Annotated in this window: 14 protein-coding genes; 7 read left to right on the top strand and 7 right to left on the bottom strand. The window is 64.2% G+C overall.

All coding sequences use genetic code 11. The annotated features are described in order from the left end of the window. Nucleotides 1-34 precede the first annotated feature (34 nt). Nucleotides 35-2,311, top strand: a complete 2,277-nt coding sequence (pcrA, locus tag A3E1_RS0108705) for a DNA helicase PcrA (RefSeq protein WP_020520372.1) — start codon at nt 35-37, stop codon at nt 2,309-2,311. Nucleotides 2,312-2,391: 80 nt separating this feature from the next. Here the strand turns inward: pcrA and A3E1_RS0108700 are convergent, their stop codons facing one another. Together A3E1_RS0108700 and A3E1_RS0108695 are read right to left on the bottom strand one after the other, a co-directional pair. Next, the gene (locus A3E1_RS0108700) at nt 2,392-3,168 is read right to left on the bottom strand and encodes a M23 family metallopeptidase (RefSeq protein ID WP_020520371.1); all 777 of its coding nucleotides are present in this window, start codon (nt 3,166-3,168) and stop codon (nt 2,392-2,394) included. A gap of 260 nt (nt 3,169-3,428) precedes the next feature. Further along, nucleotides 3,429-4,121, bottom strand: coding sequence for a M23 family metallopeptidase (locus A3E1_RS0108695; protein WP_020520370.1), 693 nt, complete (start codon nt 4,119-4,121; stop codon nt 3,429-3,431). 311 nt (nt 4,122-4,432) lie between these two features. Between A3E1_RS0108695 and A3E1_RS0108690 the strand changes: the two genes are divergently transcribed. The 3 genes from A3E1_RS0108690 (at nt 4,433) to sucD (ending at nt 7,255) form a co-directional block, all read left to right on the top strand. Continuing rightward, the gene (locus tag A3E1_RS0108690) at nt 4,433-4,834 is read left to right on the top strand and encodes a cobalamin B12-binding domain-containing protein (protein WP_020520369.1); all 402 of its coding nucleotides are present in this window, start codon (nt 4,433-4,435) and stop codon (nt 4,832-4,834) included. A 355-nt stretch (nt 4,835-5,189) separates the two neighbouring features. After that, the gene (gene sucC, locus A3E1_RS0108685; RefSeq protein WP_020520368.1) at nt 5,190-6,365 is read left to right on the top strand and encodes an ADP-forming succinate--CoA ligase subunit beta; all 1,176 of its coding nucleotides are present in this window, start codon (nt 5,190-5,192) and stop codon (nt 6,363-6,365) included. Between the two features lie 2 nt (nt 6,366-6,367). Continuing rightward, nucleotides 6,368-7,255, top strand: a complete 888-nt coding sequence (gene sucD, locus A3E1_RS0108680) for a succinate--CoA ligase subunit alpha (protein ID WP_020520367.1) — start codon at nt 6,368-6,370, stop codon at nt 7,253-7,255. Between the two features lie 44 nt (nt 7,256-7,299). Here sucD and A3E1_RS39545 read toward each other — a convergent pair whose 3' ends face one another. Next, nucleotides 7,300-7,614: a hypothetical protein gene (locus tag A3E1_RS39545; RefSeq protein ID WP_026208235.1), complete on the bottom strand. Its 315-nt coding sequence runs from the start codon at nt 7,612-7,614 to the stop codon at nt 7,300-7,302. 80 nt (nt 7,615-7,694) lie between these two features. On the opposite strand from A3E1_RS39545, the gene A3E1_RS39540 reads away from it, so the two are divergent. Beyond that, on the top strand, nt 7,695-9,029 hold the full coding sequence (locus A3E1_RS39540) for a cell division protein PerM (RefSeq protein ID WP_020520365.1): 1,335 nt from the start codon (nt 7,695-7,697) through the stop codon (nt 9,027-9,029). A 44-nt stretch (nt 9,030-9,073) separates the two neighbouring features. On the opposite strand, the gene A3E1_RS39535 is transcribed toward A3E1_RS39540, so the two are convergent. Next, entirely contained in the window at nt 9,074-9,346 is a 273-nt protein-coding gene (locus A3E1_RS39535) for a CD225/dispanin family protein (RefSeq protein WP_020520364.1), read from the bottom strand. Between the two features lie 170 nt (nt 9,347-9,516). Continuing rightward, on the bottom strand, nt 9,517-9,936 hold the full coding sequence (locus A3E1_RS44575) for a DUF4190 domain-containing protein (protein ID WP_157631405.1): 420 nt from the start codon (nt 9,934-9,936) through the stop codon (nt 9,517-9,519). A 488-nt stretch (nt 9,937-10,424) separates the two neighbouring features. Here A3E1_RS44575 and purN point away from each other — a divergent pair, with 488 nt between their 5' ends. Then, complete coding sequence (gene purN / locus A3E1_RS0108650) at nt 10,425-11,030, top strand: phosphoribosylglycinamide formyltransferase (protein ID WP_020520362.1); 606 nt, start codon at nt 10,425-10,427, stop codon at nt 11,028-11,030. Beyond that, complete coding sequence (purH, locus tag A3E1_RS0108645; RefSeq protein WP_020520361.1) at nt 11,027-12,565, top strand: bifunctional phosphoribosylaminoimidazolecarboxamide formyltransferase/IMP cyclohydrolase; 1,539 nt, start codon at nt 11,027-11,029, stop codon at nt 12,563-12,565. Before purN ends, purH begins: the two co-directional genes overlap by 4 nt. 327 nt (nt 12,566-12,892) lie before the next feature. On the opposite strand, the gene A3E1_RS0108640 is transcribed toward purH, so the two are convergent. Together A3E1_RS0108640 and A3E1_RS0108635 are read right to left on the bottom strand one after the other, a co-directional pair. After that, nucleotides 12,893-13,894, bottom strand: a complete 1,002-nt coding sequence (locus tag A3E1_RS0108640; protein ID WP_026208234.1) for an ABC transporter ATP-binding protein — start codon at nt 13,892-13,894, stop codon at nt 12,893-12,895. Then, nucleotides 13,887-14,912, bottom strand: coding sequence for an ABC transporter ATP-binding protein (locus A3E1_RS0108635; RefSeq protein WP_020520359.1), 1,026 nt, complete (start codon nt 14,910-14,912; stop codon nt 13,887-13,889). The genes A3E1_RS0108640 and A3E1_RS0108635 overlap by 8 nt, the downstream gene beginning before the upstream one ends. Nucleotides 14,913-14,917: the final 5 nt, after the last annotated feature.

The following is a 14,917-nucleotide window of genomic DNA, read 5'->3' as shown; positions in this document are numbered from 1 at the left end:
GCGTGTCATACCCGCCGAATAGAATCGCTGTTCGATGAACGCATTGCTGGAGGGGCTCAACGAGCCTCAGCGCGCAGCCGTGACCCACGTTGGTGCCCCGCTACTGATCGTCGCGGGGGCGGGGTCTGGCAAGACTCGCGTGCTCACGCAGCGCATCGCCTATCTTCTGTCCGAGCGCAAGGTTCATCCAGGCGAGATCCTGGCGATCACCTTTACGAATAAGGCGGCCGGTGAGCTCAAGGAGCGCGTCGGGCACCAGGTCGGTGCTCGCGCCAGGCTCATGTGGGTGTCCACATTCCACTCTTCCTGCCTGCGCCTCCTGCGGGCCGAGCATGAGCACGCCGGGCTGAAGTCCAGCTTTTCCATCTACGACGCTGACGACTCACGCCGCCTCATGCAGATCGTGGCGCGTGAGCTAGATCTCGACCCGAAGCGCTATCCCGCCCGTGGGCTGGCCGCTCAGGTCTCCAACCTCAAGAACGAGCTCATCGGCCCCGATGATTTTGAGCCACACGGCCCCATGCAGCGGGCCCTTGGCGAGGCTTACACCCTTTACCAGCAACAGTTGCAGCAGGCGCACGCCCTCGATTTCGACGACCTCATCATGCGGACCGTCCACTTGCTACAGGGCAAGCCCGAGGTCGCCGAGAAATACCGGCGCCGGTTCAAGCATGTGCTGGTCGACGAATACCAAGACACCAACCACGCGCAATACGTGCTAATCAAAGAACTCGTTGGCGAGACCGGCGAGCTTTGCGTCGTGGGTGACGCTGACCAGTCGATCTATGCGTTCCGCGGGGCGACGATTCGCAACATCCTGGAGTTCGAGCGCGACTATCCAGACGCTAAAACCATTCTGCTGGAACAAAACTACCGCTCGACGCAGACCATTCTCTCCGCCGCCAACGCGGTGATCGACCGCAACAGCGACCGCAAACCCAAGCGGCTGTGGAGTGACCAGGGCACGGGTGAGAAGGTCACCGGTTATGTCGCTGACAATGAGCACGCCGAGGCTGACTTCGTCGCCCGCGAGATCGACCGGCTGAGCGACAGCGGCAAGGCCCGCCCAGGTGACGTGGCAGTCTTCTACCGCACTAACGCGCAATCGCGAGTCTTTGAAGATGTGTTCATTCGCCACGGCTTGCCGTACAAAGTCGTTGGCGGCGTTCGCTTCTATGAGCGCCGTGAAGTCCGTGACGCCCTGGCCTACCTGCGTGCTGTCTCCAATGAGGACGACACGGTCAGCATGCGGCGCATTTTCAACACGCCGAAACGGGGATTGGGCGACCGGTCAGAATCGATCATCGAGGCGTTCGCCTCCCGGGAAAAGATCTCGTTCGGGGCGGCGATGCGCCGCGCGGGCGAAGCACCAGGCATCTCGTCGCGGGCGGTTAACACCATCGGTGAGCTGGTCGCCATGCTCGACGACTGCCGGGAACGAGCCACCTTCGCCCCGCCCGAAGAGGTTCTGGAGCTGGTGCTCACCCGCTCTGGCCTGCTCGCCGAACTCGAGGAAAGCCTCGATCCGCAAGACGAAGGCCGAGTGGAAAACCTTCAGGAACTCGTGAGCGTCGCCCGCGAATATGCCGAGCGCGCTGCCGCCGCCGACGAAACGGCCAGCCTCGCCGGATTCCTGGAGCAGGTGGCGCTGGTGGCTGACGCCGACGAATTGCCGGAAGACGATCCTGAGCATCAGGGCGTCGTGACCCTGATGACGCTGCACACCGCTAAGGGGCTGGAGTTCCCGGTGGTGTTCCTGTCCGGCCTTGAAGACGGGGTCTTCCCACATTTGCGGTCGCTTGGTGACGTCAAGGAGCTGGAGGAGGAGCGGCGCCTGGCCTACGTCGGGATCACCCGGGCACGCCAGCGGCTCTACATCTCGCGTTCGGTGACCCGCTCGGCTTGGGGGCAGCCGCAGTACAACCCGGCTTCACGGTTCCTGGAGGAACTGCCGCCTGAGCTCATCGACTGGCAGCGCACAGCCGATGCCTACACCTCGTGGAGCGGGGGCGGCATTGGCAGCCGCGAGCGTGGCGCTGAGCGGGCCGCTAGCACTTTCGTAGGGGGCACCAGCAAGGCCGCCGCACTGGCCGCCAAGATCGGGGTGGATCCGAGCAAGCTCGCCACCGCGAGCGACCTGCTCCCGAAGGGTGCGTCTGTGGAAGTCGGCGACCGGGTCAACCACCAGCGCTATGGGCTCGGCCGGGTGCTGGCCGTCCAGGGAGCCGGCCCGCGCGCCCAGGCGCAGGTCGACTTTGGCGACCAGACGCTGTGGCTGGTGCTGCGGCACGCGCCGCTAGAAAAGATCTAGAGACATCTGTGACCTGGATCGGGCAGAGATCCAGGTCACAGATGTTTTTTATGGGGATGGGTATTGCTTGTGTTGGCTTCTTAGCAGCCGCCGAGGTCAACTCCGCGGTCGCGTAGCCACTGCGCCGGCTCGATCTGGTTCCACATGCCCGCGTGCACTTCGAAGTGCAGGTGCGGCCCGGTGGAATCACCGGTGGAACCTTCGTAGCCGATCAGGGTTCCGGCTCCGACCTCGTCACCAATGCTCACAGCGGTCTTGTTCATGTGGGCGTAGTGGGTCAGGAAGCCGTTGTGGTGGTCCACGACCACCGAGATGCCATAGCCGCTGTAGGCCCAGCCTGCGGCGACCACAGTGCCCTTGCCGACCGACTGGATCGGCTCGTTCTCGTCGGTGAACAGGTCGACACCGGCGTGCATGGTGCCCCAACGGGGGCCGTAGCAGGAGCTGATGTCACCGGCGGGCATGGGGTCAACCCACGCGGGAGCTGCTTTGGGGGCGGCTTCGGGGGTTGCTGCCTGAGCGGCGGGGGTTTCAGTCGCTGTGGATGGGGTATCCGTAGCGGTGGCTGTGGGGGTAGCTGACTCGGTTGCCGCGGGGGTCTGCGACTCACGAGTGGAGCGGTTGGCTTGGAAGGCGGCTTCCGCCCGCTGACGCTCGGCGGTGGCCGCGGCGTCGCTGGTGTTGGGGGTGTCTTCGAGAGCGGCGGCAACGAGGCCGAGGCTGGCAACTCCGGTGAGCGCTGCTACCGCGATGACCTGCCGGGAGCGACCGGCTAGTCGAGTGCGAATCCGGCTTGAGGCGGCGTTGGCGCCGTCGCGGCCGGTTTTTAGCAATTCATCGATCTTTGTTTTCAGCACGAGGTAAACCCTCCGTAGTCCCCGTTGACACGGACGAGCCATAGTGCCTGGTCATTTGGTAGGTAGCCAACCGCCGGCGAAAGTAGGAGACGACAAAACGGTCAATTCGACGTTCGCTTATGTCCTACTTTCGTAGTGGTATCTCCGGGTGTCCCCTAGGGGCAGCTCGTGATCTGAGTCACGATGAGCGCTCACGAAAATCGGGCAGAAACGACAATGGCGCCCGCTTCAAAACGAAGCGGGCGCCAAAGCGAAGATTGCTAACCGTTGACCCCGTAAACGGCCTCAGTTTCGAGGTAGAAGTCCACACCGCGCTCCTTGAAGAACGGGATCGGGTTCACTGGCGAGCCGTTGACGTGGATCTCCAAGTGGAGATGGTCGCCAAAGGAGTGCCCGGTGTTGCCCACAGCAGCGATGAGCTCGCCAGCCTTAACCTGCTGGCCCTCTTTACAGAAAAGCTTGCTCGCGTGGCCGTAAACGGTGACTAGGCCGCCGCCGTGATCGATTTGCACGTTGAGCCCGTAGCCACCGTTGGCCCGGCACAGGATCACGGTGCCGTCTTTGACGGCGTAGATCGGGGTGCCGGCACGGATGCCACCGAGGTCGATCCCGGCGTGCAGCCGTCCCCAGCGCTGGCCGAACGGCGAAGTTAGCCGGTAGCCACGCAGGGGGAGTAGCCAAACGTCTTCAGGAGCTGAGCTGATGGAGCTAGCGACGTTGCGGTCGACGCTGCGGTTGGGGGCGCCAGCGGCGTAGTCACGCTGCGAAGAACTTGCTTCGGCGACGGAAGTGTCGGCAACCAAAGCGTCCACTTTGGCGTCTTTAATACCAGCACCCGCTCCAAAAGCGACGATGCCGGCCCCGACGAATGCGGTGGTGAGGACCGCGGCGTAGCGGCCCCGTGCCGGGGTAGGAGCCCTTCGGCGCCCGCGATAACGGTCGCTTTCACGCATTGGCTCTGGCCGGTATTGCACGCACACCCTCCGTAGTTGTCGGCCCCGTTGTTGGTGCCGTTTGAGGAGCACTGCCGGACAACGTAACCAACCCTTAGGGGTCGGGGCAAGTTCCCCGTCCGTAAGCGAGTCATTACTCGTGCGACTGTCCGATGCAGATTGCCCGGTTGCGTCACTAATCGCAGGCATATGCGTTAAGCACGCTCTGTAACCAGGGGATGTTAGGCAAGTAACCCAGAACCCTGCATCGCTACCCGGCCCTGGTGGGTTACCGTTCGTTAAGGAGATCCCGAAAAGATGAGGGCATATATATGAGCACCAGAATTCGTGTGGTGGTTGCCAAGCCTGGTCTTGACGGCCATGACCGTGGCGCGAAAGTAGTGGCTCGTGCCCTGCGGGATGCGGGTATGGAGGTCATCTATACCGGCCTGCACCAGACGCCGGAGCAGATCGTCGAGACCGCAATCCAGGAAGACGCGCACGCCGTTGGCCTGTCGGTTCTTTCTGGTGCTCACATGACGCTTTTCCCCAAAGTGGTGGCGATGCTTCGTGAGCGCGGGGCGGGTGACATTGTCGTCTTCGGAGGCGGAATCATCCCGGACGCCGATATCCCGGAGTTGGAAAAGCTCGGTGTGGCCAAGGTCTTTACGCCTGGTGCGACCACACATTCGATCGTTGACTGGGTGCGCAGTCACGTTTCACAGCCGGCGTAAATAACGACAAAAGCCGCAGTCACCGACTGCGGCTAAATTAGGGAGGAGCCGGACTCACCCCTCACAAGCCCGGCTCCTCTATGCACGATGCCCCGCCGCCACCCCTCGACCGACAGGGCATCGGCCGTTTGTGTCAACCGCCTCAACCTTTCGGTCTGTAGCAGCCTGACACCACTCTCAACGACGGCTTCTGCCGAGGGTTACGGACGAATCTGCGAATCGCTTCCCGTGTGAGTTGTGGCCTCCTGCACAAAGCTCGGCCGAACGTCCGTTCGGGTGAGTCGTGCCCGCTAGGCTGCGGCCATAGGCCCCGCCGATCCAATGTCGGGTGCGGGAGTTGAGCGAAGAGGTACTAGTGGACCTGTACGAATACCAGGGGCGCGATGTCTTCGAAAAGCACGGATTGCCCGTGCTGGCCGGTGGCATGGCCGAGACCCCCGAGGAGGCCCGAGCCATCGCTGAGCGGGTCGGCCGCGTTGTCGTCAAAGCGCAGGTGAAGGTCGGCGGCCGCGGTAAAGCCGGTGGCATTCAGCTCGCCGACACCCCCGACGAAGCGTTCGCGAAGGCCAGCCAAGTTCTCGGCATGGACATCAAGGGGCACACCGTTCACAAGGTGATGCTCGCCGAGACCGCGGATATCGCTGAGGAGTACTACTTCTCCTATCTGCTGGACCGGGCGAACCGCACGTTCCTTTGCATCGCCAGTGTCGCGGGCGGCATGGAGATCGAGCAGGTGGCCGAGGAGTCGCCGGAGAAGGTCGCCAAGGTCGCGATCGACGCGGTGAAGGGCGTCGATGAGGCCAAGGCACGCGAAATCGTTGCCGCGGCTGGTTTCCCGGCCGAGGTCAAGGACCAGGTCGTCGACATCGCGGTGAAGCTGTGGAAGACGTTCGTCGCCGAGGACGCGACGCTCGTTGAGGTGAACCCGCTGGCCAAGACGGCTGACGGCCGGGTGCTATGCCTGGACGCCAAGGTGACCCTCGACGAGAACGCCGGTTTCCGGCACCCCGACCACGAGGCGCTTGAGGACAAGTCGGCGGTCGACCCGCTGGAGCAGGCCGCCAAGGCCAAGGACCTCAACTACGTCAAGCTCGACGGTGAGGTCGGCATCATCGGTAACGGTGCCGGGCTCGTGATGTCCACTCTGGACGTCGTCGCGTATGCCGGTGAGGCCTACAACAACGTCAAGCCGGCGAACTTCCTCGACATCGGTGGTGGCGCGAGCGCCGAGGTGATGGCCAACGGTCTGGAGATCGTGCTGAGCGACCCCGCCGTGAAGAGCGTGTTCGTCAACGTCTTCGGTGGCATCACCGCTTGCGACGCTGTGGCCAACGGCATCATCAGCGCGTTCGCCCTGCTCGAAAGCAAGGGCGAGACGGTGAACAAGCCGCTGGTCGTGCGGCTCGATGGCAACAATGCTGAGGCCGGCCGGGCGATCCTCGATGGCGCCAACAACCCGCTGGTGGAGCGGGTGGACACAATGGACGGTGCGGCAAAGCGCGCCGCCGAGCTTGCGGCAGCGGGAGCATAACCATGGCAATCTGGCTTACCAAGGACTCCAAAGTCATCGTGCAGGGCATGACCGGCTCGGAGGGCTCGAAGCACACCCGCCGCATGCTCAAGGCCGGCACGAACATCGTCGGTGGCGTCAACCCGCGCAAGGCGGGCACGAGCGTCGACTTCGATGGCACCAGCGTCCCGGTCTTCGGCTCGGTCCAGGACGCGATGAAGGAAACCGGTGCTGACGTAACGGTTATCTTCGTGCCGCCGGCGTTCACCAAGGACGCCGCGATCGAGGCGATCGACGCGGGCATCGCGCTCGCCGTCATCATCACCGAGGGCGTTCCGGTGCACGACACCGCCGTTCTGTGGGCACACGCCGTCGCGACCGGTAACAAGACGCGCATCGTCGGGCCGAACTGCCCCGGCATCGCGTCTCCGGGCGCCAGCAACGCTGGCATCATCCCGGCCGACATCGCCGGCCCGGGCCGCATCGGCCTGGTGTCGAAGTCGGGAACGCTTACCTACCAGATGATGTACGAGCTGCGCGACATCGGCTTCTCGACCTGCGTCGGTATCGGTGGTGACCCGATCATCGGCACCACTCACATCGACGCGCTCGCCGCCTTCCAGGACGACCCGGAGACGGACGCCATCGTGATGATCGGTGAGATCGGTGGGGACGCTGAGGAGCGCGCCGCCGAGTTCATCAAGGCCAATGTGACCAAGCCGGTCGTCGGCTATATCGCTGGCTTCACGGCCCCGCCCGGCAAGACCATGGGTCACGCTGGCGCGATCATCTCCGGCTCATCTGGTACCGCCGAAGCCAAGAAGGTGGCGCTCGAAGCCGCCGGCGTCAAGGTGGGCAAGACCCCGTCGGAGACCGCTCGCCTCATGCGGGAAGTTATGAGCGGCAACTAAGTCCGTAACAAAGGGGAACTCCACAACGGAGTTCCCCTTTTGCTTTAGCGGTTGCCCCACATCATGCCGGCGCCGCCCAGACACGCCCAGGCAACGGCGGACAGTAGCCATCCGGCGGTGACGACGATGCCGGCCCAGAAGGCGACCTTGCCCAGCGTGTCATCGCGGCCAAGTTTTTTCGCCTCTGTCATCGACATCCATCCAAAGAGGATGCCGAGCGGCGGGCAGCAGATGAACGCGGCGATCACGCCGATGATGCCGTAGAGCTGTGCGTTGTCCTTCGGCTTGGCCATGGCCGCGTCCGAGGGGTGGGAGACGGGGTTGACCGGCTCGCTTCCAGGCGGTGGTGCATCTGTCATAGAAGTAGATTAACGGCGCATTTCGGGCACAGGGCTTAGTTCGTGGTTTCCGGGACGGGATTGTGGTTAGGTAACGCCTGATGACCACCCCGCACGAAGACACGTTCATTGGGCCGCAACGGCAGCCTTCCGAGGAGGAGCTCGCGGCGCAGCTCACGGTGCGTATCCCGTGGCAGCACCAGCCGGCCCCCAGCAGAAGGCAATCTCACGCGCCGCTCGCGGTGACTGTCGCCGTTGGAACCGGCCTGGCGGCCCTCATCAGCCTGGCCGCCGTGCTCGTGCTGGTCGTTCTGGGACAGGTGACCTTAGGCCGCAAACCTGATGGCGGCGCCGTCATCATCGCGGTCGCCGGCTGGCTGCTCGCCCATGGCGTGCCGTTGCAGACACCTTCTGTCTACGTTGGACTTGCCCCGCTTTCCGTTACACTGCTCGCCCTATGGCGCCTCAACCGCGCCGGGGTGCACGCCACCAGAGGCATAGGCGCGCGCGGTTCCGGGTCCGTGCGCCAGGCACTCTTCGTCGCCCTCAGCATCGGCAGTGGGTACTCAGTGATCGGCGCCGCGGCCGCGATAGTCATTGACAGTCCAGGTTTGACGGTCAGTGTCGGGCGTTCGGCGCTGCACCTGTTCGTGTGTGGCACGGTGGCTGGTCTGGTCGGAGCGCTTCGCGCGACCGGTGCCGTGCGGTCGATCGCGCGGCGGACCCCGCAGTTGCTAAGAGACGGTCTGCGTACGGGCGTGGTCGGGTGCTTCCTGTTGATAGGCGCCGGCGCAGGAGCGGGCGGGTTGGCGATCGCGCTCAATGGCGGTGAGGCGGTTCAGCTTTTCGGGACTTTCCCGTCTGGCGTCGCGGGCCAGGCCGGGGTGACCGTGATTTGCCTGGCGTTCGCGCCCAACATGGCGTTGTGGGCCACCAGTTATCTGGCCGGAGCTGGTTTCGTGATCGGTCCTGGCGTCATCATCAGCGCGGGCACGGTGACCATGGCCGCCGCGGAGCCGGGTCAGCCGCAGGCTCTGCCGCCGTTGCCAGCGTTCGCGGGACTGCCCTCGTCTGCTTTGCACGGTCTGGCGTGGATGATGATGGCGATTCCGGTGCTTGCCGGGCTTACGGCGAGCATGCTGTTGGTGCGGCGCCGGTTGCGGGCCAGGCGCACGCGTTCCGGTGACATGGTGCTGCCCGATCCCCGGTGGATGCGGATGTTCGGTTCGGCCGCCTTGGCCGGTCCCGTCGCTGGTCTTCTGATCGCCGCCGCGACCTATGCCGGGTCGGGCAAGCTGGATGGCGGCGGACCGTTCCCGATCGGGGCGGTGCCTTGGCAAGCAGGCGCGGGAGCCATGCTCGCGATCACTCTCGGCGCGTGTCTTGGGGTGGCTGGAGCCTTTCTCAGACAGCAGCTCGTCTCGCGTCCTGAATAGACAAAAGCGGCCCGGGAGACCCGGGCCGCGCTGAGGTCAAAACCTCACATGCTGCTGGCAGCGGTTCCGAGGCCAATGAGCGCCACGTATCCACCACAGCAAACGACGTAAAGCGCGATGCCGACGATAATCGCGATCTTGCCGAACTTCTTAGCGCTGTCCGCAGCCGTCTGCGCGCCAGCGATGTCGCCCTGAGCGACAAGACCGTCGACCTTGAGCGCGTTGATGAGGGCGAAGAGTCCAATCGGCCAGAACACGATGAGGCCGGCGATGGAGATGCCCAAGTTCTTGTCGACCGGCGATCCGGGGGTGGTCACTTTGTGTTTCTCCTTTGTGGATAGAGCTCGCTGGCGCCGCCTCGGCGCAAGCTCAGGCGTTCATGCTGGCGATAGCGTGATCGCTGGTCAAGGCCCCATTCGTGCCTAGTTGGAGACACATGACTGAGAGGATGCCCGGCGGACATCCCCTCAGCTGCTGAAATCGATGGTTACGGATTGTTAAATTGGCGGTCGTATTCGTCTGTGATTCGGCTGTCCCAGTCCGTCGTCAGGCCACAAATGGCTCCGAGGATGGCGAGGGCGCCCAGAATGATGCCAACCCAGCCAAGCCAGGCCATCGTGGCCTGACCTTTCTTGACCTTCTGCAGGTGCAAGAAGCCGAGCACGATCGCTGGGATGCCGCCCAGGAAGGGTGCTCCGTTGATCCAGGGGCAGCAGCAGCAACCCGTGCCAATGATGCCGAAGACCAGGGACAGATAGCCCAGAAGGTTCGCCTTGGCGTCGCCGCGGCCACCATAGGTGGTGCCGCTGGGGTTGAGCGGCGGGCCGGGAGGTGTCAACGGCGGCGTCGTGCCCGTGGGCGGTGTTGACGCGTAAGTCCCTCCGGACACGGGAGGAACCGGTGGCACAGGCGGCGTATAGCCACTACTGCCACCCATACCTGCGGCTGACGCCCCCGCGGCGCCAGCCGCACCTGCGGCCGTAGCCCCTGTTCCGCCGGAGACCGGCGGAACAGGAGGAACGGGTGGTACGGGAGTGGGGGCCGGCGGCATCGGAGGCGTCGGTGACGGCGGCTCTGGCGCGGGCGGCATGGGAGGCTGCGGAACCGGGGGCATGGGTGGTTCCGGCGTTGGCGGCTCGGGTGGCGTTGGCGGCAACGGCGGAGGTGGTGGGGGAATGGTCGAATCTTCAAAGGACTTGCCCGGCCTAGTGGCGTCGGGCAGGTCGTCTGAGTTATGTGGTGTATTCGGTGGATAAGACAACGCTGGCTCCCCTCGCGGCAACAATCACTTAGTCCTAATATCCGCCTAAGATCCGATTTCTGGGGTAAAACACCCTGATTAGTCTCCGCGACCGTGCTCAACAGGGCTGATGAGCCTGGCGGTAGAGTGCACGGGTGACCGCTCGGCTCGTCGTCTTGGTCTCCGGCTCCGGCTCTAACCTTCAGGCGCTCCTCGATGCCTGCGCCGACCCCGCGTTCGGCGCGCAAGTCGTCGCGGTCGGCGCTGACCGCGACGACACTGGCGGCGTGGCCCGTGCGCAGGATGCTGGGATTCCCTCGTTCGTCTGCCGGGTCAAAGACTTCGGCACACGTTCCGAATGGGACATGGCGCTGACGGCCTCGGTCGCGGAGTTCAAACCAGACCTCGTCATCTCGGCTGGCTTCCTCAAACTCGCTGGCGACGAGTTCCTGGGCCAGTTCGGCGGGCGTTACGTGAACACGCACAACGCGCTATTACCCGCATTCCCCGGAATTCATGGGCCCCGCGATGCCCTTGACTATGGCGTCAAGATCACCGGGGCGACATTGTTCATTGTGGACGAAGGTGTGGACACTGGCGCCATCATCGCGCAGGTCGCGGTGCCGGTGCTAGACGACGACACCGTTGAGAGCCTGACCGAACGGATCAAGGTGGCGGAGCGGGCCCAACTAGTCGACTATGTGGGCCGCATGGCTCGCGAGGGCTGGACGATTAACGGAAGAAAGGTCACTGTCCCGTGATTCGACGCGCACTCATCAGCGTCTACGACAAGACCGGAATCACCGACCTGGCGGAGAGGCTCCACGGCGCTGGCGTGGAGATTGTCTCGACCGGGTCCACAGCGGCGGCCATCGCCGCGGCCGGCGTGCCGGTGACCAAAGTGGAGGAGCTGACCGGTTTCCCGGAGATCCTCAGCGACCGCGTCAAGACATTGCACCCCAAGGTGCACGCTGGGCTGCTCGCCGACGTGCGGCTCGAGTCGCACCGCGCGGAGCTCGCCGAGCACGGGATCGAGCCGTTCGATTTGCTCGTGTCGAACCTCTACCCGTTCCAGGAGACGGTGGCCTCCAAGGCCTCGATCGAGGAATGCATCGCCCAGATCGACATAGGCGGGCCAGCCATGGTGCGTGCCGCGGCCAAGAACCACGCCAACGTCGCTGTCGTGACTTCTCCCCGCTTCTACGACCTAGTGCTGTCCGCTTTGGAGCGCGGTGGGTTCAGCGATGAAGAAAAACGGATGCTCGCCGCCCACGCTTTCGCTGACATCGCCGACTATGACGTGGCTGTGGCCGAGTGGTGCGCACAGGAGCTGCACCCCAGCGACCAGTGGTGGCCCGACTTCGGTGGCCTGGCGCTGCGCCGCACGGCGGTGCTCCGCTATGGCGAGAACCCGCATCAGCGTGCCGCTCTGTACACCGAGCCCCGGGCTAAGGGCCTCGCTCAGGCGGAGCAGCTCGGTGGCAAGGAGATGTCTTACAACAACTATCTCGACGCCGACGCCGCCTGGCGCACAGCCCATGACTTCAGTGTCCCGGCAGTCGCGATCATCAAGCACCAGAACCCTTGTGGCATCGCCATCGCCGACAACGTGGCCGAGGCGCACCGCAAGGCCCACGCCTGCGACCCGACGTCAGCGTTCGGTGGCGTGATCGCGGTCAACGGTGAGGTCACGGTGGAACTAGCCGCGCAGGTGGCGGAGATCTTCACTGAGGTGATCGTGGCACCGTCCTATGCCGACGGTGCCGTGGACATCCTGTCGCAGAAGAAAAACTTGCGGATCCTGCGCGCTCCGGCCTACGCCCCACAGTCCATTGTGGAGCTGCGCCAGATCAGCGGCGGCTATCTGACCCAGACCCGCGACGACTTTGGCGCTCCCGGCGACGAAGTCGAGGCGTGGCAACTGGCCGCCGGCGACCCGGCATCCCCCGAGGTGCTCGACGACCTCGAATTCGCTTGGGGCGCCGTGCGTGCGGTCAAGTCCAACGCCATCCTGCTCGCCTCGGGCGGCGCCTCCGTCGGCGTCGGCATGGGCCAGGTAAACCGCGTCGACTCCTGCCGCCTCGCCATCGCCCGCGCTGGCGATCGTGCCAAGGGTTCGGTCGCCGCTTCCGACGCCTACTTCCCGTTCCCGGACGGGCTCCAGGTGCTCATTGACGCGGGCGTCACCGCCGTGGTCCAGCCTGGCGGCTCCATCCGCGACGAGCTAGCGATCGAAGCAGCCAACGCCGCCGGAATCACCATGTACTTCACCGGCGCCCGCCACTTCTACCACTAATCACCCTCCCTCCCGCCCGTGCCGCTTGCCCCCGCCCAGTCCTGATCCACATCCCTTGAGACGTGATCAAAGAGCCTTTTGATCACGTCCGACAGGCTGTGGATCTCGTTCTGGGCTGTGGATCACGACTAGGTCGCCGCAAAGCGGCGGCCGTGAGCCGCGGGGAAGGCCGTGGAAGCGCGGCATGGCGAGCCCGGGATGCGCGGACCTTGCGTGCCGCGCGGGAGCTCGCGGTCTGGACCACGGCGGACCGGCGAATAAAAGCGCCCCAAACGCCTAGGCAAAGGCTGCGCCGCAACGGGTTGAACCGTTGCGGCGCAGGGACCGTCACGCTACGACGTGGCGCAGCTCGGCGAAGTGGCAGGCTGACGGGTGTGGCTCGACGGCGCGGCGGATGAGCAAAGGCTCCTCCAGCGCGCACTTTTCTTGAGCTTTCCAGCAGCGGGTACGGAAGCGGCAGCCCGATGGTGGATCCGCCGGAGAGGGCACGTCACCTTCGAGGCGGATGATTTCGCGGTGCTCGCGTGCCATCGGGTCGGGCACGGGAACCGCTGACAGCAGCGCCTGCGTATACGGGTGGGTCGGACGGTTGTAGATTTCGTCCTCGGTGCCGATCTCGACAATCTTGCCGAGATACATGACGCCCACGCGATCCGAGATGTGCCGCACGACGGACAGGTCGTGTGCGATGAAGATGTAGGACAGCTGCAGTTCGTTTTGCAGACTCTCCAACAGGTTCACGACCTGAGCCTGGATCGAGACGTCCAAGGCGGACACTGGCTCGTCGCAGACGATGACCTCGGGCTTGAGGGCGAGCGCGCGGGCGATGCCGATGCGCTGGCGCTGTCCGCCGGAGAACTGGTGCGGATAGCGGTTGATGTGTTCCGGGCTCAGGCCGACAAGCTCAAGCAGCTCTTGGACTTTGCGTTCCCGGTCGCCTCGCGGTGCCACCTCGGGGTGGATTTCGAACGGTTCACCGATGATGTCACCGACCGTCATGCGGGGGTTGAGCGACGTGTAGGGGTCCTGCATGACCATCTGCACATTGCGGCGCAGCCTGCGCAACTCAGAGCCGGACATCTTGAAAATGTCCTTGCCGTGCAACGTCGCTCGCCCGGCCGTGGGGTGTTCCAGGCGCATCAGCAGTTTGGCCAGTGTGGACTTGCCACAGCCGGATTCGCCAACGATACCAAGCGTTTCACCCTTGTGCAGCTCGAAGCTCACCCCGTCGACCGCCTTGACGGCGCCAACCTTCTTCTTGAACAGAATCCCGCGGGTGATGGGGAAATGCTTGACGAGGTTGTCGACCTGCAGGATCGATTCACCCAAGTTCGCCACTGAGCATCTCCTTCGCGAAGTGGCACGCGCTGGTGCGGCCGTTGCCGAGGTTCAGCGAGCGGGGCTCGTCCGAAACGCAGATGGGCTGGGTGTATGGGCAGCGCGGGTGATATTTACACCCGGTCGGCAGACGCATCAGGTTGGGCGGCAAGCCTTTGATGGTCTTCAGAACCGTGCCCTTGTCGTCGAGCCGCGGAATCGATTCGAGCAGGCCCTTGGTGTAGGGGTGGGCGGGCTGCTTGTAGAGCGCGCGCACGTCGGCGTGCTCGATGATGCGGCCGGCGTACATGACGGCGATGCGGTCGGCCACGTCGGCCACGACACCGAGGTCATGTGTAATCAGGATCATGCCCATGTTCAGGTCACGCCGCAGATCCGCGAGCAGGTCCATGATTTGGGCCTGCACCGTGACGTCAAGTGCCGTGGTCGGCTCGTCAGCGATCAGCACCTTCGGATCCATGGCGAGCGACATCGCGATCATGACGCGCTGGCGCATACCGCCGGAGAACTGGTGCGGATAGTCCTTCAGCCGGGCTTTAGCCGCGGGAATCTTGACCTGATCCATCAGCTCGACGGCCCGCTTCATGGCGTCCGCCTTGGACATTCCCATGCGGGTGCGCAATGTCTCGGAGATCTGCCAGCCCACGGAGAACACGGGGTTCAATGCGGACAAGGCGTCCTGGAAGATCATGGAGATCTGCTGCCCACGGATATCGCGGCGCTTGTCCTCCGGCATCTTCAGCAGATCCTCACCGTTGTAGAGGATCTGGCCCTTCGGGATCTTCGCCGGTGGCATGTCCAGGATGCCCATGATGGCCTGCGCGGTCACGGACTTACCCGAACCCGATTCCCCAAGCACCGCAAGCGTTTCACCGGGATCGAGATGGTACGAGACCCCGTTGATGACCCGGGCGACGCCGTCACGGGTGTGGAACTCGACGAACAGATCCTTCACCTCAAGCAGGTGATGTCCTTGGACCCGTTCGGTTTCGACGTGGATGTCAGTCATGGAAG

This window comes from Catelliglobosispora koreensis DSM 44566 (genome assembly GCF_000379685.1).
GTDB classification, from domain to species: Bacteria; Actinomycetota; Actinomycetes; order Mycobacteriales; family Micromonosporaceae; genus Catelliglobosispora; species Catelliglobosispora koreensis.
This window is presented reverse-complemented; position numbering and strand designations above follow the sequence as displayed.